This window comes from Streptomyces sp. PH10-H1, from assembly GCF_030063355.1.
Lineage (GTDB): Bacteria > Actinomycetota > Actinomycetes > Streptomycetales > Streptomycetaceae > Actinacidiphila.
On sequence record NZ_JASISZ010000102.1, the window covers coordinates 1 to 22,980 of the forward strand.

At 71.4% G+C, this 22,980-nt stretch carries 21 protein-coding genes; 8 read left to right on the plus strand and 13 right to left on the minus strand.

All coding sequences use genetic code 11. From position 1 onward, the window contains the following. A partial coding sequence (locus tag QMK24_RS36770) for a DNA polymerase III subunit alpha (RefSeq protein ID WP_283471224.1) occupies positions 1–3,184 on the minus strand: 3,184 nt, incomplete at its 3' end. 324 nt (positions 3,185–3,508) lie between these two features. Then, positions 3,509–3,961, minus strand: coding sequence for a DUF4442 domain-containing protein (locus tag QMK24_RS36775; RefSeq protein WP_283471225.1), 453 nt, complete (start codon positions 3,959–3,961; stop codon positions 3,509–3,511). A gap of 356 nt (positions 3,962–4,317) precedes the next feature. Between QMK24_RS36775 and QMK24_RS36780 the strand changes: the two genes are divergently transcribed. Together QMK24_RS36780 and QMK24_RS36785 are read left to right on the plus strand one after the other, a co-directional pair. Further along, on the plus strand, positions 4,318–5,154 hold the full coding sequence (locus tag QMK24_RS36780; RefSeq protein ID WP_283471227.1) for a DUF8017 domain-containing protein: 837 nt from the start codon (positions 4,318–4,320) through the stop codon (positions 5,152–5,154). Between the two features lie 78 nt (positions 5,155–5,232). Next, positions 5,233–6,603: an MFS transporter gene (locus QMK24_RS36785; RefSeq protein ID WP_283471229.1), complete on the plus strand. Its 1,371-nt coding sequence runs from the start codon at positions 5,233–5,235 to the stop codon at positions 6,601–6,603. Here QMK24_RS36785 and QMK24_RS36790 read toward each other — a convergent pair. From QMK24_RS36790 to tuf, 3 genes are all read right to left on the minus strand, one after another. Next, positions 6,543–7,391, minus strand: coding sequence for a spermidine synthase (locus QMK24_RS36790; protein ID WP_283471230.1), 849 nt, complete (start codon positions 7,389–7,391; stop codon positions 6,543–6,545). The two genes, QMK24_RS36785 and QMK24_RS36790, sit on opposite strands and share 61 nt — an antisense overlap. A 26-nt stretch (positions 7,392–7,417) precedes the next feature. Continuing rightward, entirely contained in the window at positions 7,418–8,299 is an 882-nt protein-coding gene (locus tag QMK24_RS36795; protein ID WP_283471231.1) for a patatin-like phospholipase family protein, read from the minus strand. A 176-nt stretch (positions 8,300–8,475) separates the two neighbouring features. After that, positions 8,476–9,669: an elongation factor Tu gene (gene tuf / locus QMK24_RS36800; protein WP_283471232.1), complete on the minus strand. Its 1,194-nt coding sequence runs from the start codon at positions 9,667–9,669 to the stop codon at positions 8,476–8,478. A gap of 400 nt (positions 9,670–10,069) precedes the next feature. Here tuf and QMK24_RS36805 point away from each other — a divergent pair, with 400 nt between their 5' ends. Both QMK24_RS36805 and QMK24_RS36810 read left to right on the plus strand, forming a co-directional pair. Beyond that, complete coding sequence (locus QMK24_RS36805) at positions 10,070–10,789, plus strand: TVP38/TMEM64 family protein (protein WP_283471233.1); 720 nt, start codon at positions 10,070–10,072, stop codon at positions 10,787–10,789. Positions 10,790–10,872: 83 nt separating this feature from the next. After that, positions 10,873–11,031 carry a hypothetical protein gene (locus QMK24_RS36810; protein ID WP_283471234.1) on the plus strand — a complete coding sequence of 53 codons (159 nt, stop codon included), beginning with the start codon at positions 10,873–10,875 and terminating at the stop codon, positions 11,029–11,031. Between the two features lie 43 nt (positions 11,032–11,074). Here the strand turns inward: QMK24_RS36810 and QMK24_RS36815 are convergent, their stop codons facing one another. Beyond that, the gene (locus tag QMK24_RS36815; RefSeq protein ID WP_283471235.1) at positions 11,075–11,956 is read right to left on the minus strand and encodes a LysR family transcriptional regulator; all 882 of its coding nucleotides are present in this window, start codon (positions 11,954–11,956) and stop codon (positions 11,075–11,077) included. A gap of 123 nt (positions 11,957–12,079) precedes the next feature. Between QMK24_RS36815 and QMK24_RS36820 the strand changes: the two genes are divergently transcribed. Both QMK24_RS36820 and QMK24_RS36825 read left to right on the plus strand, forming a co-directional pair. After that, positions 12,080–12,583: a nuclear transport factor 2 family protein gene (locus QMK24_RS36820; protein ID WP_283471236.1), complete on the plus strand. Its 504-nt coding sequence runs from the start codon at positions 12,080–12,082 to the stop codon at positions 12,581–12,583. Positions 12,584–12,831: 248 nt separating this feature from the next. Further along, positions 12,832–13,299 carry a TIGR03618 family F420-dependent PPOX class oxidoreductase gene (locus QMK24_RS36825; protein ID WP_283471237.1) on the plus strand — a complete coding sequence of 156 codons (468 nt, stop codon included), beginning with the start codon at positions 12,832–12,834 and terminating at the stop codon, positions 13,297–13,299. Positions 13,300–13,416: 117 nt separating this feature from the next. Here the strand turns inward: QMK24_RS36825 and QMK24_RS36830 are convergent, their stop codons facing one another. After that, positions 13,417–14,262 carry a pentapeptide repeat-containing protein gene (locus QMK24_RS36830; protein WP_283471238.1) on the minus strand — a complete coding sequence of 282 codons (846 nt, stop codon included), beginning with the start codon at positions 14,260–14,262 and terminating at the stop codon, positions 13,417–13,419. A 496-nt stretch (positions 14,263–14,758) separates the two neighbouring features. Here QMK24_RS36830 and QMK24_RS36835 point away from each other — a divergent pair, with 496 nt between their 5' ends. After that, positions 14,759–15,517, plus strand: a complete 759-nt coding sequence (locus tag QMK24_RS36835) for a hypothetical protein (protein WP_283471239.1) — start codon at positions 14,759–14,761, stop codon at positions 15,515–15,517. A gap of 92 nt (positions 15,518–15,609) precedes the next feature. Here QMK24_RS36835 and QMK24_RS36840 read toward each other — a convergent pair whose 3' ends face one another. Beyond that, positions 15,610–16,581 (minus strand): NADP-dependent oxidoreductase, encoded by a 972-nt coding sequence (locus QMK24_RS36840; RefSeq protein WP_283471240.1) that lies wholly within the window; start codon positions 16,579–16,581, stop codon positions 15,610–15,612. 123 nt (positions 16,582–16,704) lie between these two features. Here QMK24_RS36840 and QMK24_RS36845 point away from each other — a divergent pair, with 123 nt between their 5' ends. Continuing rightward, the gene (locus tag QMK24_RS36845; protein WP_283471241.1) at positions 16,705–17,127 is read left to right on the plus strand and encodes a winged helix-turn-helix transcriptional regulator; all 423 of its coding nucleotides are present in this window, start codon (positions 16,705–16,707) and stop codon (positions 17,125–17,127) included. A 10-nt stretch (positions 17,128–17,137) separates the two neighbouring features. Here QMK24_RS36845 and QMK24_RS36850 read toward each other — a convergent pair whose 3' ends face one another. The 5 genes from QMK24_RS36850 to QMK24_RS36870 form a co-directional block, all read right to left on the minus strand. After that, positions 17,138–18,466 (minus strand): MFS transporter, encoded by a 1,329-nt coding sequence (locus QMK24_RS36850; protein ID WP_283471246.1) that lies wholly within the window; start codon positions 18,464–18,466, stop codon positions 17,138–17,140. A 104-nt stretch (positions 18,467–18,570) separates the two neighbouring features. Then, positions 18,571–19,203 carry an ArsR/SmtB family transcription factor gene (locus tag QMK24_RS36855; RefSeq protein WP_283471242.1) on the minus strand — a complete coding sequence of 211 codons (633 nt, stop codon included), beginning with the start codon at positions 19,201–19,203 and terminating at the stop codon, positions 18,571–18,573. 174 nt (positions 19,204–19,377) lie between these two features. Next, a complete protein-coding gene (locus QMK24_RS36860; RefSeq protein ID WP_283471243.1) occupies positions 19,378–20,235 on the minus strand; it encodes a hypothetical protein in 858 nt (285 codons plus the stop codon). 205 nt (positions 20,236–20,440) lie between these two features. Further along, positions 20,441–21,643 (minus strand): CapA family protein, encoded by a 1,203-nt coding sequence (locus tag QMK24_RS36865; protein ID WP_283471244.1) that lies wholly within the window; start codon positions 21,641–21,643, stop codon positions 20,441–20,443. 153 nt (positions 21,644–21,796) lie between these two features. Continuing rightward, entirely contained in the window at positions 21,797–22,411 is a 615-nt protein-coding gene (locus tag QMK24_RS36870) for a flavin reductase family protein (RefSeq protein ID WP_283471245.1), read from the minus strand. Between the last annotated feature and the right edge of the window lie 569 nt (positions 22,412–22,980).

Below are 22,980 nucleotides of genomic sequence, written 5' to 3' on the forward strand. Positions count from 1 at the left end.
TGTGGGCACATTCCTCCTGGCTATCGTTGAAGAACACCAAGTCCACCAAGCCTGTTGAGTCGTCGAGAGTGACGAAGATGATCCGCTGTGGCTCGCTGGCCCGACTTGACTTGGTGCGGTGAACGATCGGCGGCGTCTGGGTGGAGGCCCTGATACCCGCGACGAGCACGGTCTCGCCGTGCCGGACCGTGTGCAGCCGCCGGGCCGGCGTCGTATTCAGTTCCTCCAACAGAGCGTGGTGGTGCTCCATCAGATGCCGGGTGGTGTCCATGCCCAGCACGTCCAGTTCGGCACCGGTCCGCTCACCGGCGTCCATGTCGGGCAGGCCGGCCGGGACCGCGGACTCCCCGGCGGCGAGCGACAGTTGTCCGTCGGGCGCGGCGGCGCGTCCTTGCCGGTGGAGTTCGGCGACCTGGAGCAGCAGATCGCGGCGGGTGAGCCCGGCGGCCAGCGGGTCGAGCGCGCCGACCTGGACGAGGCGTTCTGCCACGGGACGGGACGGCCGGGCCCGCTCCCACAGGTCCGCCGGCGAGGAGTAGGGCTGCCCGGCCTGGATCCGGGCCGCCTCGGCCGCGGACATGCCGCGCACCTCGGAGAGGGCGAGCCTCAGCCCCCATTTATCAGACTCCAGTTCGATTCTATAAGCGGAGTGCGACGCATTCACATCCAGCGGAAGGATCGGCACGCCGTGCCGGCGCGCGTCGGCGAGGATCACCCGCTTCGGCCACATCCCCGGATCGTGTTCCAGCAGCCCGGCATAGAGCGCCGCCGCGAAGTGCGCCTTCAGCCACGCCGACTGCAGCGCCGGAACGGCGAACGCGGCGGCGTGCGCACGCGCGAAGCCATAGGCGCCGAACGCCTCCAGGATCCCCCAGACCTCGGCCAGTACCGCCGGCTGGTAGCCGTGCGCCGCCGCTTCGCGGTGGAACCATTCCCGCACCCGCAGCCGCCGGACGGGGTCGGCCAGAGAGCGGCGCGCCTCCTCCGCCAGCGCCGAGTCGCAGCGGGTCAGCACGGCGATGATGCCGATGATCTGCTCGTGCCAGATCGTCACTCCGAAGGTGTCCCGGAGCACCGGCTCCAGATCCGGGTGCGGATACCGCGGCCGCCGGGTGCTGTGGCGGGCGGCGATGTACTGCTCCGGCATGCCCCCGGCGACCGGCCCCGGCCGGAACAGGCTGATGTCGGCGACGATGTCGTCGACGGTGGTCGGCTGCAGCCGGGCCAGCAGGTCGCGCTGGCCGGGCGATTCGAGTTGGAACATGCCGAGCGTGTCCGAGGCGCGGATCAGCTCGAACGCCGCCGGATCGTCCGGCGGCACCTGGCCGCGGTCCTCCAGGTCGATGAGCCGGCCGGTGGCGCGGTGGATCTCGGCGGTGGCGTGCGCCATCGCCGACCACATGCGCACCCCGAGGATGTCGAGTTTCAGCAGGCCCATGGCCTCGACGTCCTCCTTGTCGAACTGGCTCATCGGGAACGCCTCACCGCTGGTCGGCACCACCGGGGTGCGGTCCAGCAGGGACGCGTTCGACAGCAGGACGCCGCACGGGTGCATCGCCACCCCGCGCGGCAGCCCGTCCAGGGCTTCGACCAGCTCCCACAGCGGGCCGTACTGGTCCGCGCGGGCCGCGACCTCCCGCAGCTCCGGCAGCTCGGCCAGCGCCGCCCGCACATCGCGGGCGCGGATGTGCGGGAACGATTTCGCCAGCCGGTCGATCTCCGCCGGCGGCAGGGACAGCGCGGCCCCCGTGTCCCGGATCGCGTGCCGGGCCCGGTACGTCTCGGGCATCGCGACGGTCGCGATCCGCGACGGGCCGAACCGGCCGATCACCGCGCGGTAGACGTCAAGCCGGCGCGCCGACTCCGTATCGAGGTCGATGTCCGGCATCGAAGGGCGGCGCAGCGACATGAACCGTTCGAAGACCAGATGGTGTTCGATCGGGTCGACGTTCGAGATGTCCAGCGCGTAGTTGACCATCGACCCGGCGCCGCTGCCGCGGGCCGCGATCCGGATGCCCAGCGCCCGGGCGTCGTGGACCACGGCGGCCACGGTGAGGAAGTACGTCTCGTAGCCGAGCCGGCCGATGACCTCCAGCTCCAGCTCCAGGCGCCGCCGGGCCGCCGGCGTATGCGACAGGCCGCGCCGGGCCAGGCCGGCTTCCGCCTTCTCTCGCAGCATCCGGCCGAACGTCGCCACGGTCGCCCCGACCAGCTCGGGCTCCGGGAAGTGCGGCTTGCCCATGCCCAGGTCCGCCTTGGGATCGATCCGGCACGCGTCCGCCGTCTCCCGCGTCGCCGCCAGGAGCCGGGCAGCGCCGCCGTGCCCGCGCCCGGCGGCCCGGGCGATCCGCTCCGCGGCCTCCGCCATGTCCCGCGGGCTCTTCAGCCAGCGCTGCCCGGAGTCCAGCCGGCGCCGGTCGATCGGCCGCAGCAACCGGGCCGCGTCCAGCACATCGGCCACCCGGTGCTGCGAGCGGTCCGCGTAACGGACCGCGTTGGTGATGACGGCGGGGATGCCCAGCCGGTCGGCCAGTCCCACCGTGTGCGCGGCGAGCCGCGAGGATCCCGGTCCCGTGCCGGAGAGGCCGTGATCCACCGCCTCCAGCCGCAGGTCGCCGCCGAACCGCTCCCGCCACGGCGCGAGCAGCCGCTCCGCGGCATCCGGCCGGCTCGCGGACAGGGCCCGGACCGGCTCGGAGGCCGGTCCCAGCAGCACCGTCAGGCCGTCGGCCGACTGCCGCTCCAGGTCCGCCCAGCGCAGCAGGGGGCGGCCGCCGCCCGCGTGCGCGGCACTGACCAGCCGGCACAGCGCGGCCCACCCGGCCGCGTCCCGCGCCAGCAGGACGACCCGGGGGGCCGACTCGTCGATGTGCGCACCGCCGCGCACCGGGGTCCGCCGCCGGGCCGCCGGGGCGGGCGCGGGGTCGGATACGGATACGGGGTCGGAGGCGGAGGCGGGAACGGGGGCGGCGGGTTCGACCGCGAGGTCCACGCCGAAGACCGGCCGCACGCCGGTGGCACGACATGCCGCGGCGAACCGTACAAGGCCCGCGACGGTGTCCCGGTCGGTCAGCGCGAGCGTGTCCATGGCGTGCCACGCGGCCCGCTCGGCGAGGGCCCGGGGGTGACTGGCCCCGTAGCGGAGGGAGAAACCGCTCGCGGTGTGGAGATGCGTAAACGACATATACGCCTCCGGCCGCTCATGTGCCCCCTGCCCCGGTCCGACCCTCGGACCTCGGTATTCACCATAAACCACAGATCGAATCTTTGTTCGATCAAAGGGGGTCGGGAGAGGTGAGAAGACCCACCGCACGAGCACCGGATGGTGGCGGGTAGGCCGCCGGAGTCGCGAGCATCGCGGGAATCGCCGGAGGAGGCTCCGCGTCAGGCCGTACGGCCGGGCCGGCGCGGGCGCGGGGCGCGGCGGGCGGCGAGTTCCACTTCGGCCTCGTTCCGCCGTACCACTCGGTCCGGACGCAGCTGGCTCACGGCCGCGTCCGGGCACCAGTCAGCGGTTGGGGCGCAGGGTCCACGTGATGGTCATCTCGGCGGTGACCGCGCCGTCCGCACGGCGGATCGCGACCACGACGGGGAACTCCGGGCGCTGGCCGGCGTCGAGCTCAGCGATGACGTCCTCAGCGGGGCGGCCGAGTTCGGCGGTGGCCGTGACCGGGCCCATGGCGAGCTTGGTGTAGGCGATCTCGGCGCGGACCGCGAGCGGTACGGCGCGGGAGAGCTGATCGCCGAAGGCGCCCAGGACGATCGCGCCGCTTGCGGACTCGGCCAGGGTGAACACGGCACCGGCGTGCGGACCGCCGACGTGGTTGTGGAAGTCGGGCTGGTCGGGCAGCGAGACGACGGCACGCTGCGCCGTGGTCTCCTCGAACTGCAGATTCAGGGTGCGGGCCATGGGCACAGTGGCCGCAAGCAGCTCGCCGATCGAAGGCAGGGTCTCGGACATGCCTGGAGGTTACCAGTGAGTAGCATGTCTGCCCAGGGAATCCTCCCGCCCGTCGCCGAAAACTACTGATCGGTAATGAGGGGCGGCGTGGAACCGAACGGCCTTACCCCCTAGTGTTTCTGGCCATGTGGCCAGGAGAACAGCAGCCCGGGGGACAGCAGTACCCACAGCAGAACCCACAGGGGCAGTACCCGCAGGGACCGAACCAACCGCCGAACCAGACGCCGTCGCCCTACCAGACGCCGTCCCCGTACCAGACACCCTCATACGGTTACCCGCAACAGCCGCCGCAGCAGCCGGGATACCAGCAGCCCGGCCCGTCGGACGGACCGCCGACCCAGCAGTGGGGGCCCCCGATGCCCGGCGGCCCCGACGGCCCGCCGCCCGGGAACCGCAGGACCACGACGATCGCCGTCTCGATCGTCGCCGCCGTCGCGGTGATCGCGGCCGTGGTCATCGGCGGCGTCTACCTGACCGGCGGCGGCAAGGACGACACCGCCGCCGACCCGGGCAAGAGCCCCAGCGCGTCGCAGAGCGCCACGCCGTCCGCCACCCCGTCCCCCTCGAACACCACGGCGGCGGGAAGCAGCGGGGGCGGTGACGACTCGCGCGGCGCGCCGAGCGATGTCGAGATCAAGCCGGTGGTCCCGGGCTGGCAGGTCGTCAGGCGTGCCGAGCGCAACGTCGCCTTCGACGTGCCCCCGAACTGGCAGCTCGCCGGCGAGGGCGTCCTCACCGGTTTCGAGGACAAGGGCAAGCCCATGGTGACCATGGGCGCGCCCGCCTACTACAAACCGCACTGGTGCGACAAGGACGAGCGCGCCGCGGTGGGGACCAAGGGCGCCAACGGCGCCAAGAGCGTCCAGGAAGCCGCCGAGGTCCAGGCCGAGACGTGGGCGTACTGGGGCTACCAGGAGAACGGCAAGGTCACCGTCGCCAAGACGAGTGCCAAGCCGTTCACCAACTCCCATGGCATCTCCGGCTACTCCTCCTCCGCGACCGCGAAGAATGTCCCGAAGACGACCAAGTGCACGTCCGACGGTGCCGTCTTCACGGTGGCCTGGGTCGACTCCACCAAGGCGCTGACCGTGTGGGTGCTGTACGCCGACCGCGGCGCCGGAGTCACCGACGGGGTCTCGGACGAGACCATCACCACCATCATGGGCAGCATCCGCGAGCTGAAGAAGAAGTGACCACCGTCGGCGGTGGGCTCACCCGCCCGCCGCCGAAATCCGGTGGCACAGCGGCGGACCGGCGGCGATAGTCGCCAGGTGAATCCCGACGCCGCACTCCGGCCCCCCGGCCGCGCGCCCCGCCTGCCCTCCTGGGCGGGGCGTAACTTCCGCCTGCTCACCGCGGCGTCGGTCATCACCAGCCTCGGCAATTCCGGGGCCCTCATCGCGGCGGCGTTCGCGGTCATCGAATCCGGCGGCAGCGCCACCGACGTCGGACTCGTGGCCGCGTCCCGGACGCTCCCGCTGGTGGTGTTCCTGCTCATCGGCGGCGCGATGGCCGACCGGCTGCCCCGCAACCAGGTGATGGTCGCGGCCAACGTGCTCAACTCCGTCTCCCAGGCGGCCTTCGCCATCCTGATCCTCTCGGGGCACGCGCAGCTGTGGCAGATGGCCGCGCTCACGGCGGTCGGCGGCACGGCGCACGCGTTCTTCGCCCCCGCTTCCGAGGGCATGCTGCTGGCGACCATCGACCCGGCGCACGCCAACAAGGCGTTCTCGGTCTTCCGGGTGGGCATGAACGGCGCGAACATCGGCGGCGCGGCACTCGGCGGCGCCCTGGTCGCCGTCATCGGCCCCGGCTGGGTCCTCGCCGTCGACGCGGCGGCCTTCGCGGTCGCGGCGGCGCTGAGGTCGTTCCTCACCAGCACCGGGAATCTCCGGGCGGAGGCCGGCGCGGGCATGCTGCGCGATCTGCGCGACGGCTGGCGGGAGTTCGTGTCACGGCGCTGGCTGTGGGGCATCGTCGTGCAGTTCTCCGTGGTGAACGCGGTCTTCACCGCCGCCGAGGCGGTTTACGGCCCGCTCGTGTCCAACGAGCGGCTGGGCGGCGCCGGGCCGTGGGGTCTGGCGCTGGCGGCCTTCGGCGCGGGCACGGTGAGCGGCGGCGTGCTGATGATGCGCTGGAAACCCCGCCGCATGCTGCTCGCCGGCACCCTCAGCGTCTTCCCGATGGCGTTGCCGCCCGCCGCCCTGGCCCTGGTGGTACCCGCGGCCGGGCTGGCGGCGCTGATGTTCATGACCGGGGTTGCGATCGAGGTCTTCGCCGTCGGATGGATGCTCGCCCTGCACCAGGAGATCCCCGGGGACAAGCTGTCGCGGGTCTCCTCCTACGACTGGTTCGGCTCGGTCGCGATGATCCCGGTCGCCACGGCGCTCGCCGGACCCGTCATGAACGCGATCGGCCGGCCCGCCGCCCTGTGGGGCTGTTCCGGGCTCATCGTGCTGCTCACCGCCGCGGTGCTGCTCCTCCCCGAGGTCCGCCGGCTGACCCGCCGCGAGGTCGCCGCCGACGCCGCGGCAGCCGGCGCGGCGGCGGACACCCCACCGCCTCAGCCGCCCAAGCCTCCTCAGCCGACGGTGAAGGCGCCGTCCGGCGGCTCGGGCGACGGCACGGCCGTGGCGTCGTAGACCGGGGACGCCCCTGCCGCGAGCCGGTCGAGCGCCTTCCCGTCGACCACCCGGGCGGGAAAGGCGTCGGCCGCCGCCCGCCGGGCGAGCCCGTCCAGCGGCAGCGGGCCGTGGGCGGCGACCAGCACCGCGTTCCCGAAGCGCCGGCCGCGCAGCACGCCTGGTTCCGCGATCACACAGAAGTGCTCGAAGGCGCCGCGCACGGTGGCGATCTGGGAGCCGAAGAACGTGAAGGGCGCGGCGTCGGCGAGATTGGCCAGATACAGCCCGCCCTCCTGGCGCACCACCCGCGCGGCCGACCGTACGAACTCCACCGACGTCAGGTGCGCGGGCACCCGCGAGCCGCCGAACACGTCCGCCACCAGGACGTCGGCGCTGTCCGGCGCCGCCCGCTCCAGCCACGCGCGGGCGTCATCGGTGTGCACGACGACCGCCGGATCATCCACCGGCAGATGCTCGGCCACCAGCGCCACCAGGCCCCGGTCGGCCTCGACGACGTCCTGGCGCGATCCCGGGCGGGTCGCGGAGAGCCGGCGGGGCAGGGTGAGCGCGCCGCCGCCGAGGTGCACCACGTCCAGCGGCCGGCCCTCGTCGAAGACCGCGTCCACGGCATGGGCCAGCCGGCGCACGTACTCGAACTCCAGGTACGCCGGATCGTCGAGGTCCACGTACGACTGGGGTGCGCCGTCCACGGTGAGCAGCCAGGCACGCGCCCGGTCCACGTCGGGCAGCAGTTTGGCGGTGCCGAAGTCCACGGCACGGCTCACCGGTATCGGTTCGGGGTCCACCGCGCCATTGTCCCAAGGCGGACGCGTCAGCCGCACCACACGGCGCGGACCTGTCCTGCGTGGGTCGCGCTCTGGGCGCGGCCGGCGCGCGCGGCGGCGGCCCGCCTCGCCGGATCGAGCACGTTGGGGCCGAACGCGGCCCGCGCCGCCCGATCCGGGGTGATCAGCACCACCCGTGCCCCCGCCGTCACCAGCGCGGCGGCCTGCGCCCTGGGCGTCGGGACCGGACCGCCGCCCGAGGACACCGGCGCGAGGACGACCACCCGCTCGTAGCCCGCCGCGAGGTCGGCGTTGGCGCTGGACCGCACTCCTCCGTCGATCCAGCGGCGGCCTCCCGCGCTGATCGGCGGCCAGACCCCCGGCACGGCGCAACTCGCGCCCACCGCGTCGACGATCCCGATCCCCGCGGCGCTGTCGAAGGCGGTGAACTCCCCGCTCTCCGCGTCGACCGCGGCGATCAGCAGCCGTCGGTCCGGCCAGTCGTGAGAGACGAGACGCCCGGAGATGACGGCACGGCGTTCGGCCTCGGTGGGGGTGCGGCGGGCGGCGCCCGCGATACGGCCCATGCGCATGAGATAGGTCCGCGCGTCGCGCGAGCGCACCGCGGCCCAGATGTAGCGGGAGATGAGCACCCGGCTCATCCGGTGGACGGCCTCCCCAGCGGGATCGACGAGTTGACGCTCGTACAGCTCCTCGACGCCGATCCGGCCGGAGGTGAGCTGCGCCCCGACGATCGAGCCCGCGGAGGTGCCGATCACCACATCGGCCGCGCCGAGGTCCACCCCGGCCTCCGCGAGACCGGCGATCATGCCGATCTCCCACCCGACGCCGGTGACTCCGCCGCCGCCCAGCACCAGCGCCGTGCCCTTCGTGCCGCCATGCGTGCCGCCCTTGGTGCCGCCGTTCATGGCCGGGGTCCTCTCGCTGTGGGCCGGAGCTCCGGCGTGCCCGGGAGCAATGTGAGGAGCAGTGTGCCGTGCGCGCCGCGCGGCGAACAGACGACCGGCCGTATTCCCCGCACCGGGAGGTGCGGGGAATACGGCCCGGACGGCCCGGCTACCGGCTGACGGCTACCGGTTGATGACTACCGGCCCATGGTTACCGGTTGGTCGTCGATGGCGGTAACCGTTCCCGCGCCGACCGTCCGGCCGCCCTCGCGGATCGCGAAGCCGAGCCCGACCTCGAGCGGTACGGGCCTGCCCAGTTCCACCGTCATCTCGGCGGTGTCACCCGGCAGCGCCACCCCGGCCGCGCCGAGGTCCACGTCCCCGACCACGTCCGCTGTGCGGATGTAGAACTGCGGCCGGTAGCCGGTGGAGACCGGAGTGCGGCGCCCGCCTTCTGCGGAGGGCACCACGTACACCCGGGCGGTGAAGCGGCTGCTCTGCGTCACGCTGCCCGGAGCCGCCACGATATGGCCGCGCCGGACGGTGTCACGCTGCACTCCGCGCAGCAGCAGCGCCACGTTGTCACCCGCCTGCGCGGACTCCATCGGCTTGCCGAAGGTCTCCAGGCCGGTCACGACCGTGGTGATGTCCGCGCCGAGCACTTCGACCCGGTCGCCGACCCGCACCGTCCCGCGCTCGACGGCGCCCGTGACGACCGTGCCCCGCCCGGTGATGGTCAGCACGTTCTCCACCGACAGCAGGAACGGCGCGTCGGTGTAGCGCACCGGCATCGGCACGTGGGCGTCGACGGCGTCCAGCAGGTCGCCGACCGCCGCGGTCCACAACGGGTCGCCCTCCAGCGCCCGCAGCCCCGACACCCGCACCACTGCCGCCGACTCCCCCGGATACCCGTGGGCACTGAGCAGATCGCGCACCTCCAGCTCGACCAGGTCGGTCAGCTCGGGGTCACCCGCGTCGGCCTTGTTGAGCGCGACGACGATGTGCTCGACCCCGACCTGCCGGGCGAGCAGCACGTGCTCCGCGGTCTGCGGCATCACACCGTCGAGCGCCGAGACGACCAGGATCGCGCCGTCGAGCTGCGCCGCTCCGGTGATCATGTTCTTCACGTAGTCGGCGTGCCCTGGCATGTCCACGTGCGCGTAGTGCCGGGTGGCGGTCTCGTACTCGACGTGCGAAATGGTGATCGTGATGCCGCGGGCGGCCTCCTCCGGCGCCCGGTCGATCCGGTCGAACGGCACGAAGGTGCCGGTCCCCCGGTCGGCGAGCACCTTGGTGATCGCGGCGGTCAGCGTCGTCTTGCCGTGGTCGACGTGGCCCATCGTGCCGATGTTGAGATGCGGCTTGGTGCGCACGTACGCCTGCTTGGACATGGCTTGTTCGCTTCTTCCTCGGAAATCTGCGCGCGGCATCACGAATGCACGGATGCGTGGCCGCATGGTGCGGCCGCATGATGTGGTGACTGCGCGCGGGACGCGGGGACCCCCTGGGCCGGACCGACCCTCCCCCTGCGGGGTCCGCCGGACTGTCCGGGGAGGGTCAGCTTCGGGCGCCGTCGAGGAATGAAGCGAGGGCAGCCTCCAGCGCGTCCGCGACTGCGGACGTATCTGCGAAGGCATACCGGTTCATGGCGTTGATGATCCGCGACGGGACGGCAGGACGTCGAATGGTTTTCGCCCGGGACGGACCGGGTGGGACCGGGCGGGACGGAGTGAGGCAGGGCGGGAGCCGGGCCCACTCCGTATGCCGGCCGGTCTCGGTTAGGCTCCCTGGATGCTCGACCGCCTCCCGACGTCCGACGGCCTCGCCGTGCGGTGCACCCGTGCGCTGCTGTCGCCGTGGGCCCGGCTGGCCCTGCTCGTCGCGCTGCTGACCGGCTCGGCCACGGCCGTGCTGCTCTGGCAGCCCCAGCGACTGATCCCGAACGGCTGGCCCCAGTTGTCGGGTGGCGCCGCGGTGGTCCTGTTCGCGGCGGCGTACGGGCTGTGCGCGTTCGCCTTCGTGCCCCGCCCGCTGCTCAATGTGGCGGCAGGCGCGCTGTTCGGGACGCAGGCCGGGCTGGCCTCCTCACTCGCCGGCACCGTGCTGGGCGCCGGGCTGTCCTTCTGCCTGGGCCGTGTGCTGGGGCGCGACGCGCTGCGGCCCCTGTTGCGCGGGCGTCTGATCACCTCGGTGGACCGGCAGTTGAGCCGGCACGGCTTCCGCAGCATGCTCGCGATGCGGCTCTTCCCCGGCGTCCCGTTCGCCGCCGCCAACTACTGCGCCGCCGTCTCGCACATGCGGCTGGGCCCGTTCCTGCTCGCCACGGCGCTCGGCAGCGTCCCCAACACGGCCGCGTACGTCATAGCGGGCAGCCGGGCGTCGTCCCCGACCTCGCCCGCCTTCCTGCTGGCCATGGGCTTCATAGCGGTGACCGGCCTGGGCGCCGTCCTGGTCGCCGTCCGGGCCCGCCGCCGGGGCGCGGCCACCCGTCACGCCAGGTCGTCCGGGTGACGTTCGGCCGGGTGACCATTCGCACACGTCCTTCGGCCCGCGATGGTCTCGGAGGTCTGCCGGCGCCCCGTAGCCTGAGTGACATGCATGCCGTATCCGTAGCCGAGGCGAACGACGCCCTCCGCGCGTACCTTCACGCGCACGGTTCTCGCGCCTGGACGCCGGCGGAACTCGCCGAGCTCGAGCGACTGCGTGCCGCGTTCCTGGCGGCGCAGCGCGCCGGGTACGGGAAGGCCGCGTAGCGGCTGATCGCCGCGGTCGTAGCCTTCACCGCGGTCGGAGCCTTCAGCCCGTGTGGGCGGCGGCGTCGCTGAAAGCGCGGATGCGGGCGGTGGCGCCGGTCGTGCGCCAGACGAGGCCCCATTCCAGCGGCGGAGCGTCGTCGAAGGGGATGTAGGCGACGTCGGGACGCGCGTAGTAGCGGGTGACATGGGCGCCCACCGGGAAGATGCCGTGGCCCGCGCCGATGAGCGTCAGAATCTCCTGGAAGGTCTCGGCCGAGGCGCCGGATTCGATGGGCCGCCCCGAAGGTGTCCGCCGGGGCGAGCGGGCGTCCCGCCAGGGGTCGGGGAGCGAGCAGGGTGCTTGCAGCACCTTGTCTCGGGACAGGTCCTCGATCGAGACCGACTCCCTGCGGGCGAAGGGATGCCGCGACGACACCGCCAGCATCCGCGGCTCGGACAACAGCACAGGCCCCATGGTGAGATCGGCGTCCTGGAGCGGGAAACAGACCAGGAGGGTCTCGAACTCGTCGGCACGAAGCCGCTCGAGGGCCTCACCCATCTGCACTTCCCGGATCCGGACCTCGCAGTCGGGGTGGCGGCCGCGGAACCGGTCGGTGGCCTGGAGCAGCAACTGCCCCGCGGCCGCGCCGACGAAGCCGATCCGTAGCTCCCCGGTGATCCCGCGGCCTGCGCTGATCGCCCTGCTGAGCCCGGCTTCGATCTGCTCGTAGGCGGGCATCAGATCGTCGCGGAGCCGGCCGCCGATCGCGGTGAGCGCTACGCGCCGGCTGGTGCGCTCGAACAGCGGGACCCCGACGCGGCGTTCCAGTTTGCTGATCGTCTGGCTGACCCGGGCGGTGGTCACGTGCAGCCTCTCGGCAGTGCGGCCGAAGTGCAGCTCTTCGGCGAGGGTGAGGAACGCCTCGATCTCGTACCGCTCCACCGTGTCCTCCACTCCATCGTTAAGCCGGGGTTAACGACTCTTCCACAGGCGCGCGTTGATCGGGAACCGCCCCGGTCAGATCATTGAGGAACCGGAAAATCACCACCTGAGAACGGAAACACCATGTACCTCACCCACGGACACGCGCTGTCGGCCCGCACCACCGAGGAACTCGTCCGCGAGCTCAAGGACCGTGAGGAGATCATCGACGCGCTCTACCGCTTCGGTCTGGGCCAGGACCTGAAGGACAGGGAACTGTTCGCCTCCTCCTTCGCCGCCGACGCCGAGCTGGACTTCCGCCCCGCGGCGGCCAAGTGGGGAGCGCAGAGCCCGCTGATGGCCGGCCGCGACACGATCGTGGACATCATCCTCGGCATGTTCACCGGCCGGGTCGACACCTCCCACACGGTCACCAACCCCCGCGTCCAGGTGGAGGGCGACACGGCCAGGCTCACCGCGCTCGTCGAGGCCCAGCACCTGCTCACGGCCGACCACAGCCGGAACGCACTGCTCAAGAACCTCTACGCCGTGGACCTCGTCCGGGACGGCGAGCGCTGGGTCATGCGCCGGATCCACATCGACAACATCTGGTACACCGGCGACCCCACGGCCATCTTCGGCGGATAGCAACGCCGTTCGCGGCCGGTCCCTTTGACGGCCCCGGCACATCCGGCACATCCTTACATCCGGCACATCCTTGATCCGGCACATCGCTGACGCACATCCTTGACCGGCGCCGCTCGTTGACCTGGTCAGGGGAGGTCTACACCACGGACTTACCCTGACCATCGTCGGTGGACGGCTGAGCGCCCGCGCGGGACGGCTGTCCGCCACATCGGAACGAACCTCACTTCGTCGAGGGTTGGGGAGACGACATGCCTGACGAGAACAGCGGCCCGGCCCCTCGTGCCTTGTCGGACAACGCGCTGTCATCGCTGCTCGCAGACCATCAGTTCGGGATCCTGGCCACGAACAAGAGCAGCGGGCACCCGCATCTGACGACCATGCTCTACCACTGGGATCCCGAGTCGCGGATCGTACGCTGCTCGACCACCGCCGACCGGATCAAAGTACGCCAGCTCAGGAACGACTCCCGGGCGGCGCTGCACGTCTCCAGCGAGGATCACTGGTCGTTCGCCGTCGCGGAGGGCGAGGCCGAGGTCTCGGAGGTCACGACCGAGGCGGGTGACGCGGTCGGGCGTGAGCTGCTCGGCATGCTGCCGGCCGCGGCCCGGCTGGCGGACGACGAGCCCTTCCTCGCCCAACTGGTCGCGGAACAGCGGCTCGTCATCCGCCTGAAGGTCAACCGGCTGTACGGCACCATCCTCGACGTCAACGGCTAGCGGGACGGGACTTCCCCTGGACGTAGGCGCAGGCATGGACGTGGGCGTGGGCGTGAGCATGGACGCGGGCGTGGACGCGGGCGTGGACGCGGGCGTGGACGCGGGCGTGGACGCGGACTACCAGCGCGCCGGGTGGGTGAGTACCGGCGGCACCTTCGTTTCGGCATCACCCTGCGCCGCGTCCAGTTGGGACTGGATGAGAAAGATGCTCCCCGTGAGGTCAGCCCCCCGGAGGTCGGCATCCCTGAAGTCGGCCCCGATCACATCGGCCATCCTCAGATCAGCGCCTCTGAGGTCGGCTCCGATGAGATATGCGCCGCGCAGGTTGGCGCCTCTCAGGTCCGCGCCCTTGAGCTTGGCGCCGATGAGGTCCGCTCCCCTGCGGTCCTTCTTCTTGCCCCGGAACTCGGCCCGCACGAGTTCGCTCGCGCGCAACAGCAGCGCGTTGGTGTCACGCCGGAGCGCTGCCACGTCCAGTCCCACCAGATCGTCGGGGCTGAGCCACGTGAGACGTTCGGTCTCCTGCAGCGCGACACCGAGCTCACCGTGGAGCGGGCGCGCCGGGCGCAGGGTCAGCGCCTCGGTCAGATACGAGAGCAGCTCATGGAGGTCCCGCATGACCGGGAAGACCTCGAACATCTGCTTCGCCGTTCGCGGCGCCTGCCGCCAGTCCTGACCACCGAAGGTGATCTGGGAGACCTTCTGCCCGGCGCCGAAACAGTCGTAGACTGTACAGCCGCGGAATCCGGTGTCCCTGAGGCGGGTGTGAATGCCGCAGCGGAAGTCGTTCTGCAGGTTGGGGCAGGCCTGCCCGGCGTTCTTGTTGATCGCGAAATCGACCGAGGCGGAGAACGCGGGCACGACACAGCACAGCGCGAAGCAGTTCCCGCAATCGGCTCGCAGGCTGGACGTGCCTCCTTCGGAGACGGTCTCTGTTTCTGTACATTCGCGATTCTCGGACAACGTGCTCGTCTCCTGTACGAAGCAGCCGTGCCGGCCGCAGCCGATGACGACTGTCTGGAAACGGCACCTTCAGCAACGAACCCTAACCGACCTCCTACGGGCCACCCTCCGCGAACCCGGCAGGTGCGGGCAGGGTGAATCCAGACCGTGGGGAGAGCCGGACGGTCCTTACTTCGCATGGGTAGTCGCGGTCGCGTTGGCATTCGCGACGCCGGTCCGGGCCTGCTGCGCGCCGTGGCGGCCGGACTGCTCGCATGGCGGCCGCGGGTGGCGTCTCCGTACTGCGACTGAACCGCCGCCCCGGGAACGCCGTCCGCGTCTGACCGGACGGGCGCGGATCCAGACCCGGGCCCGTGCCCGATCGAACCCGGTCCCCCTATCCCCGATATCCCGCCGACCCTTCCTGCCAGGAGACGAACGGATGCCAGCGCGAGCGGCAGTGCCCCCGCCCGACCCTGCGACGCGCACGAGCACACCAGGAGTGCCGCCGTCGACGATGTCGGCGAGCATGTGGCGGGCGGCGAGGCCGAGCGAACGTCTCTGCTACGCGATCGGTGGCTTCCTCATCGCCTCCGGGCCGGTGCACCTGGGGGTATTCGCCGTCGACGGCGGACCGTGGGAGGGGCCGGTTTCCTGGCGGAAGCCCTTCACCTTCGGGCTCTCCTTCGGCCTGACGCTGATCGCGATCACGTGGGTGACGTCGTATCTGCGGATGGGCGCGCGGCCCCGTGCCGTACTGCTCACCCTGTTCGCGGCCGACTGCGTACTGGAAGTCGGCGGCATCACGCTCCAGGCGTGGCGCCGGGTGCCGTCGCACTTCAACATGGAGTCGCCGTTCAACGCGTCGGTGTCCATGTCGCTCGCCTTCGGCGGCGCGCTCCTCGTCGTCATCCTCTCCGCGTTCGCCATCACGGCATTCAGCCGGAGACCCGAGGGACCGACCGGCATGCCGCTCGCACTGCGGGCCGGTTTCGCCATCCTGCTCGTCGGCCTTCTCTCGGGGGCGGCGATGATCGCGCGCGGCGTGGTCCTCACCCGCACCGGTCACCAGGCCGCCGGATACCGCAGCACCGCCTCCGTCAAACCGCTGCACGGCGTGAGCCTGCACGCCATCCTGATTCTCCCCGTGCTGGCCTGGCTGTTGACGTTCACCTCTTGGAGTCCGGAAGCCCGGTACAGGACAGTGGTAGCAGCCGTGGGCTGCTACGCAGCGGCCGTCGCCGGCGCCGTCGTGTGGGCGGTCCTGAAGTACTGAGTACGGCGCGGTGCCCCACCGACAGCACCCTCCCGGCACCCTGACGGAGCCCCGACCGCATCCCGCGAGCACGTCCCGAGCACGTCCCGCGGCTACGGCACCAGCACCCAGCGGCCCCGTACCCCGCCCTCCGACATCCGCGCGTGAGCCTCGGCCGCCTGCTCCAACGGCAGCACCCCCGCGACGCGCGGTGTGAGGACGCCGTCCTCCGCGAGCTTCGCCAGCTCGGCCAGCCGCGCTCCGTCCGCACGTACCCACACGTCACGGACGTGGATCCCGCGCAGCGGCACCGGCGCGGCGCCCGCGTTGACGGAGGCGAAGGCACCGTCACCGCGGACCGCGTCCAAGGCGTCCGCCCGCAGCATCGCCGCGTCCAGCGCGCCGTCGGCCCCGCCCGGGACCAACGCCCGCACCCGATCGGCCAGTTCCTCGCCGCGCTCGACGAAGAACGCCGCCCCCATGGCCCGGACCTCGGCTTCGTCCGCCGCACCCGCGACAGCGACGACGCGCAGGCCCCGGTGGGCTGCCAACTCGACTGCGTAGCCGCCCAACGCACCGGCCGCCCCGGTGACCAACAGCGTGCTGCCGGCCGTCAGACCGAGCGCGCCGAGAACGTCGAGCGCCTGGTCCGCGGTGAGCGCGTTGAGCGGAAGCGTCGCCGCCGCTTCGACCGGGATCCCGGTGGGGGCGGGGGCGACAGCGGTCGCGTCGAGGACGACGTAGTCGGCCTGCGCGCCGGTGCGTACGTCCAGCCGGTCCTGGAGGCCGATGACCTGGTCACCGGGCGCGAACGCCGTCACGCCCGGGCCGACAGTGTCGACCGTGCCGGCGATGTCCCAGCCGAGGCCGAAGGACGGCCGCGCGTTGACGAGCCCGCCGGCAACCGGCGCCCCGGCCAGCACGAAGAGGTCGACCGGGTTGACGGCGGCGGCCTCGACGGCGATCCGCAACCGCCCGGCACCGACCTCGGGCACGGGCACATCGGCGACTTCAAGCGTCCCGCCCCCGCCGCCCACGCCAACTGCGCCGTGTGCGTCCGTGAATCGAGCGATCAGTGCGCGCATGGGGAACCTCCGTAGTCCGGTGCGATGGCCCCGGTGGGGCCTCGACCGCAAACCTATGGAGAGCTACTCTCTATTGGGAAGTACGCACTTGAAAGTGCCCAACGCACGCCGAGGAGCGCAGACATGCCCACCCGTACCGTCGCCGAAGTCCGCGCCGAAGCCCGGCAGGAGTACGACGCGTACCTCGCCGCCTGCCCCGCGCGGCGGCTGCTCGACCGGATCAGCGACAAGTGGGTCAGCCTGCTGCTCACCGCACTCGCCGACAGGCCCATGCGCTACGGCGAGCTCGCGCGCCGCATCGCGGGCGTCAGCCAGAAGATGCTCACCCAGACGCTGCGCGCCCTCGAACGCGACGGACTCGTCACCCGGACCGTCACCCCGACCGTGCCGGTCCGCGTCGACTACGAACTGACACCGCTCGGCGAGAGCCTGCTGCCCGTGATGCGCGCGGTGAAGGACTGGGCCGAGCAGCACATAGAGTCCGTCGACGCGGCCCGCCAGACCTACGACAGCAGGACCGCAGGACCGGTGCGGGCCGCGATATAGGGGAAGCGGGTCAGTGCACGGGCCGCGACGACTCTCCGCCGGATGCCTGCGAGGCTTCCGGATCGCCGCGGCGCTGCACCGGCCGTACGGACATCGACGGCTGCGGTGACGTCGGCAGGTCACGGGCGCCGCGGACCGGGGAGAAGAACAGGATCAGCCCGGCGAGCGGAACACCTGCCGTCGTGATCCACATGGCGGCGCGGAGGCCGAGCACGGTGCCCAGCGTGCCGCCGAGCAGCGCCCCGAGCGGAATGGTGCCGAAGTTGATGAACGATGTGCTCGCGGTGAGCCGGCCGAGGAGCTCCGGCGGGCAGTAGCGCTGCTGGAAGCTCGCCTTGATGACATTGCCCGCCACCACCCCGGCGGAGACGCAGAAACCGCCCACCACGTAGAACAGCAGCCCCACCCCGCCGAACGTGAGCGGGATGAGCAGGGCGAACACCGCGAACCCCATCTCGAACAGGAGCGTGGCGCGGGCCGTACCGACCCGGCCGGCGACCCGGCGCGCGGCGAACGCCCCAGCGACACCGCCGCTGCTGGCAACCGCGATCAGCGCGCCGACCGTCCCGGATCCGAGGCCGACCTCGCGCACCAGGAAGACCACGAGGATCGACTGGAAGCCCATCAGGGCGAGATTGGACGTCGCGCCGAAGAGCGTCAGCGTGCGGAACCAGGGGTCGCGGGTGGCCAGCCGCAGGCCCTCCCCGACCTCCTTGGCCAGTGCCATGGGCGGGCGTTCAGTCGTAACGACCCGGGGCTCACGGTGCCGGATGCCCGACAGACAGAGCAGCGATACGAGGAACGTCGCGGCGTTGGCGAACATCCCGTTGACCGCACCCGCCAACTGCGCGATCAGACCGCCGGATCCGAGCCCCGCGATCTGCGCGGCCGACGCGCCCCCGTGCAGCTTGGCGTTGCCCTCGGGTTGGTCTCCGGAGGCAAGGATGCTGGGGAGGTAGGCGGTGTACGCGGTCTGGAAGAACACGGCCGCCGTACCCGCCAGCAGGGCGACCCCGAGCAGCAGGCCGATGTTCAGAACGCCGGACCAGGCGGCGACCGGGATGCCGGCGTAGAGCAGCAGAGAGACGGCTGCCGCCACCAGCATGATCGGTCGTCGGCGCATCCGGTCCACCCAGACGCCGACCGGCACGCCGATGACCAGCCACGGCAGCCAGGCGGCGGCCGTCAGCAGACCGACCTGGAAGGTGCCGGCGTGCAAGGTGGTCACGGCGACCAGCGGCATCGCCACCCCGGTGACGGACGCACCGAACTTGCCCGCCGTCTCGCCGCACCACAGCAGCCGGAAATCCCGGTTCCGGTGCAACAGCCCGCCGCCCATGCCCTCTCCGCCCGCCGTGCCCTTTCCCCCGCCTATGCCTTCTCCGCCGGCCGTTACGTCTCCCCCGCTCATGCCCTCTGCCCCGCCCACTCCCCCTCCCACGCTCATGCGCCGCCACGCTCCTTGCGCGGGAACGACTGGATCTGCACGATGACGGGCAACGCGTCGGCGCCGGGTTCGGCGCCGGGAGCCGGGGTGTGCCGGTCGATGACCGCCAGAAGCTCGGTGTTGAGCGCGTGGAGCTGAGCCGGCGTCATCCGCAGGTCGGTCCGGTCGGCAAGGGTGCCGATGCCCTGCCACGCGCCGTCCCACTCGTCGGCGAGATAGTCGGCGACCCGGCCGAAGGTCTGTTGCACCAGTTCGTGGATATAGACGGAGAGCGCGCCCCGGGTGTCGGGGTCGTAGCGGAACTCCGTGCTGTTGAGCGTCCGCCGCTCCTTCACCGCCCGCCACCAACGCTCACGCTTGGTGCCGCGCCCGACCTCCTCCTCGATGAAGCCGTGCTCGGCGAGCTGGCGCAGATGCCAGCTGACGGTGCCGGTGTTCTCGCCCAGCCGCTCGGCGAGCCGGGTCGAGGTGGCAGGTCCGTCGAGGTTCAGGAATTCCAGGATCCGCATGCGCAGCGGGTGCGCCAGCCCGCGCAGGCTGCGGGCGTCGATGTGCCGGGTGGGCTTCTCCGGCTCTGTGGACTCTGCGGCCTCCGAGGGCTGCGGCGGGCGCGCGAGTTCGTCGGGCATGCCCGCCATCGTATATTGCAGAGAGTCCTCTGCATAGATGTCTCTGCAAAGGACCCTCTGCTTTGATTTCAGGACGCGGTCGGTGAAGACGCCGGCTCGGTCAGGACGCGGCCGGTGAGGCTGTGCTCGGTGAGGCCCCGCATGCTAAGGACGTGCTCGATGAGCCCTGCTCGGTCAGAAACCGCCCGGCACCGTCTGTTGCGCAATCGGGCCGCCGGACAGGGCGTCGAGCACGGTGCGCCCGGCCAGCGGACTCGTCAGCCGGAATTCCGCCGGCGACGCGCGCAGCGCGGCGTCGCAGGCAGACCCCGCCGGGATCTTCCGCGCCCGGGTGCGGCCAATGACGACGACGACGCCCTTCGTCTCGTACACCTGGCCGGCCAGGACATCGACGCATGATCCGTGCAGCACCCGAACGGTGAGGACTCGGCCGTCGCCGGACGTCCTGCTCCAGTCAGCGACCTGATTCATACCCGCGATATCGGGTGGCGGGTGCCGGGGCTCCGACTGATCGGGCGGCAGGTCGGGAGCCACGGCCGGATAGGCGAACGGTTTGGCGTAGCCCTCGATCGTGAACTCCCAGACGGGGATGGTGGCCTGGCCCCGGCTCGTGGCCAGGGTTCTGGCGGCCGCCTTGGCCCCGGTCACGCGCAGCCGCTTGTCGCACGCCTGGCCCGGGCACACAACCTTCCCGCCGGCCTGGATCAGGCCGGCGAACACCTTGCGCGCCGGCAACAGCGGCCGCACCGCCGTCGATCCATCGGACCATGTCACCTTGGCTTCGGAGCCGGCCCCCGGGAACTGCGTTACCAGGTCGAGGTGTCCGGCCATGAAGGCGATCTTGTCCTCCCCGTTGTGGAACGCGTCCGGCGGCAGCCATTCCGACCGGTCGAGCGGTCTGTATCCGGTACGCCATGCGCGTTCCGCCGCCGATCCCGTCCAGGCACGGGCGACCTCGGCCGCCCGCCGTGCGGCGGTCCCTTCCGGCCCCCCGGTGGCGCCGGGCACCGTCTTCTCCGTCTCCTTCTCCATGCTCCCGCCGACCCCGTTCTGCGGCACTACGCTGCCACATCCCGCGGCGGCGAGGAGCGTACTGAGCAGAACGGCACTGACAAGAGCGGAACGACTGCGCATAACTGACCCCCCATCACCCTGCCCCAGTGGCATGCCCCTTCGACGTGGGCCGGGTGACGCCGGTTCCGGCCCTCACCCGGTGCCCGTTGCCCAGGGCCAGGCGCTAAGGAACCATCGTGAGTCCCTCGGCGGCTCCGCCGCGGCTGAGGACCATCATGCGGATGTGGTCGCGGGCGCGGACGTAGTCGCTGCGGCCTGGAGCCCTGCGCAACGCGTCGTTGAGGGTCACGACGCGGCTCGGCGGCCCGAGATCCATCAACTGCGGGATGAACTCCGCCTTCCGCACCGTCCACCGCTGCCCGGCCCTGTCCGGCGGGGCGAAGGTGAAGCGGGCGATGGACCCCATGTTGCCGCGCGCATCCTGGTGATCGTCGTAGGTGAACATGGGTCCGGCGACCTGGTCGCCCATCCCGTAGACGACCCAGGTGCCGTTGACCTTCTCGTACGCCTGAGGAATGTGGGCGTGGGTACCCAGGATCAGATCGATGTCCGAGCGCCCGCCGGTCCGCGCGGCGGTGAGCTTCTTCGCGACGCTCAACTGCATCTCGTCCGGCTCGTCCCGCCACTCGGTACCCCAGTGGAGACTCACGAGTACGACATCGGCCCCGGCCTGCCGGGCGGCCCGCGCATCGGCGATGATCCGGTCCGGCTCGATGACATTGACCGCCCAGGGCTGCCCCTCGGGCTGCGGGAAGCCGTTGGTGTCGTAGGTGTACGCGAGCTGGGCGACGGTGGCGCCGCCCGCCTTCAGCAGAGCGGGCTTGCCGGCCTCGGCGGCTGTACGGGCCGATCCCGCGTGCCGTACTCCGACCGCGTCCATGGCGTCGAGAGTGCGGCGCACCCCGTCCGCACCGTCGTCCAGGGTGTGGTTGGAGGCGGTGGAACAGGAGTCGTAGCCGGTGTCCTTGAGCGCCCGGGCAACCTCCGGCGGCGATTTGAACGTCGGATACCCGGAGAACGGCCCTCCCTTCGCGCCGTACACGGTCTCCATATGACAGATCGCCAGATCCGCCGTGGACACCACCGGCTTCACGCCCGCGAGCATCTGGTGGAAGTCGTATCCGGAGCCGCCCGCGTCCGCCTGGGCCTGCTGGATGATCGCGGTATGGGGCAGGACGTCTCCGGAAGCGACGAGCGTGAAGCCCTTCGGCCCAGGGGCGGAGCCGGCCGGGGCAGACGGCCCGGAATCCCGCTTCGAGGCGGGCGCGGCCTGCGGTCCGGCCGTTCCACCGCAGGCGGTGGCAGTGACGGTTCCGAGCAGAGCGACGGCCACGGCCAGCGCCCCATGTCGTGTGCGGATCATCATCGACGCGACTCCATGATCGGGAAATCCGACTATCGACGGTCCCGTCACGTAGCCATGTGCGGCGTGCGGAGGCTGTCACCCGATGGGGCGCCATGACGTCAGCCCAGACGGGCTAGCCACTCAGGCCGCACGCGTACCCGGCTCGGCCCGATGTCAGCTTCCGGCGCCGTCGGGCCAATCCGAGTAACGGATCCGGGAGATCTCGAGGACATCCCCGAGCGTGCCCCACTCGTCCTTGCCCAGCCGGGTCAGCGGCCGCAGCTTCCGCACCTCCGGGTGACCGTCCACGAGCACGGCATCGGACACGGCCGCATGCACGACCCGCCCGAACACCACCGTCGAATCCCCCAGTCGCAGCATGCTGTGCATCTCGCACTCCAGCGCCACCGGCGAAGCGGCGACCCGCGGCGGCTTCACCCGCAGACTCGGCTCCCGGGCGATACCCACGGCGTCGAACTCACTCACCCCGAGCGGGAAGTCCGTCGCCGTCGCATTGATCTGCTCGAAGAGATGCTCCGGCGCGAGGTTCACCACGAACTGACCGGTGCCCTCGATATTCCGCAGCGAGTCCTTCCGCCCGACCGACGTGAACTGCACGACCGGCGGACTGACGCAGGACACGGTGAAGAAGCTGTGCGGGGCGAGGTTGTCGGTGCCGTCCGACGAGACGGTGGACACCCAGGCAATCGGCCGAGGCACAACCACCGAGGTCAGCAGCTTGTAGAAGGCGGCCCGGTCCATGGCCGTGGGATCAAAGTCGATGCGCATGCCCGCCAGTATCCATGCCGCGTCGGCCGCAGACCTCAACGGCGGATGACAGCCGCGCCAACCAAGCCCCTGTGTTCGACGGAAAGCGCCCCGGTGCCGGAACAACACGAGCACCCGGAGCCGAACCGCTATGTCCGCCCGTCAAAAGCGGTGCGGGGATGGTGCGGGGTCCAGCACAACAGGCGGTCCGGAAGCTGCTCGTGCCAGCGCGGGCGCAGACCCCAGGACCGACCGGTCCGCTCGCCGGGCCGCCGCCCCAGCATGCGCGTCGGCCACCGGCCGGCGCCTCTCCACCAGCCGCGCGCAGCGCAACCGACCTGTGACCCGACCGCCCGCCCACCGCCAACCACACCACCCACCACCACCAACACCAAGAAGCAGGAAGGGCACAGCCGAGGGGAAGTCAGCGCACCGTGCCCCGCGAAAAGGCTTGGTGACCTGCCAATGCCGGTGAGTTAAGCCGTTTCCGCAGGTGAGGGCCGCTGTCTGGTGACGTTGATCGTGTAGTGGACGTTACTGGGGGTGCGGGGCCGGTCTCGGCGCTTGATCGCGAACTTGTTCTTGGGTGG

Coding starts and splice junctions, on each gene's coding strand:
- QMK24_RS36810 (WP_283471234.1), top strand. CDS start 10,873: ATGCATGCCGTATCCGTAGCCGAGGCGAACGACGCCCTCCGCGCGTAC.
- QMK24_RS36860 (WP_283471243.1), bottom strand. CDS start 20,235: ATGGAGAAGGAGACGGAGAAGACGGTGCCCGGCGCCACCGGGGGGCCG.
- QMK24_RS36870 (WP_283471245.1), bottom strand. CDS start 22,411: ATGCGCATCGACTTTGATCCCACGGCCATGGACCGGGCCGCCTTCTAC.
- QMK24_RS36795 (WP_283471231.1), bottom strand. CDS start 8,299: ATGAACGGCGGCACCAAGGGCGGCACGCATGGCGGCACGAAGGGCACG.
- QMK24_RS36805 (WP_283471233.1), top strand. CDS start 10,070: ATGCTCGACCGCCTCCCGACGTCCGACGGCCTCGCCGTGCGGTGCACC.
- QMK24_RS36835 (WP_283471239.1), top strand. CDS start 14,759: ATGTCGGCGAGCATGTGGCGGGCGGCGAGGCCGAGCGAACGTCTCTGC.
- QMK24_RS36855 (WP_283471242.1), bottom strand. CDS start 19,203: ATGCCCGACGAACTCGCGCGCCCGCCGCAGCCCTCGGAGGCCGCAGAG.
- QMK24_RS36850 (WP_283471246.1), bottom strand. CDS start 18,466: ATGGGCGGCGGGCTGTTGCACCGGAACCGGGATTTCCGGCTGCTGTGG.
- QMK24_RS36775 (WP_283471225.1), bottom strand. CDS start 3,961: ATGTCCGAGACCCTGCCTTCGATCGGCGAGCTGCTTGCGGCCACTGTG.
- tuf (WP_283471232.1), bottom strand. CDS start 9,669: ATGTCCAAGCAGGCGTACGTGCGCACCAAGCCGCATCTCAACATCGGC.
- QMK24_RS36845 (WP_283471241.1), top strand. CDS start 16,705: ATGCCCACCCGTACCGTCGCCGAAGTCCGCGCCGAAGCCCGGCAGGAG.
- QMK24_RS36825 (WP_283471237.1), top strand. CDS start 12,832: ATGCCTGACGAGAACAGCGGCCCGGCCCCTCGTGCCTTGTCGGACAAC.
- QMK24_RS36865 (WP_283471244.1), bottom strand. CDS start 21,643: ATGATGATCCGCACACGACATGGGGCGCTGGCCGTGGCCGTCGCTCTG.
- QMK24_RS36780 (WP_283471227.1), top strand. CDS start 4,318: ATGCCCGGCGGCCCCGACGGCCCGCCGCCCGGGAACCGCAGGACCACG.
- QMK24_RS36840 (WP_283471240.1), bottom strand. CDS start 16,581: ATGCGCGCACTGATCGCTCGATTCACGGACGCACACGGCGCAGTTGGC.
- QMK24_RS36820 (WP_283471236.1), top strand. CDS start 12,080: ATGTACCTCACCCACGGACACGCGCTGTCGGCCCGCACCACCGAGGAA.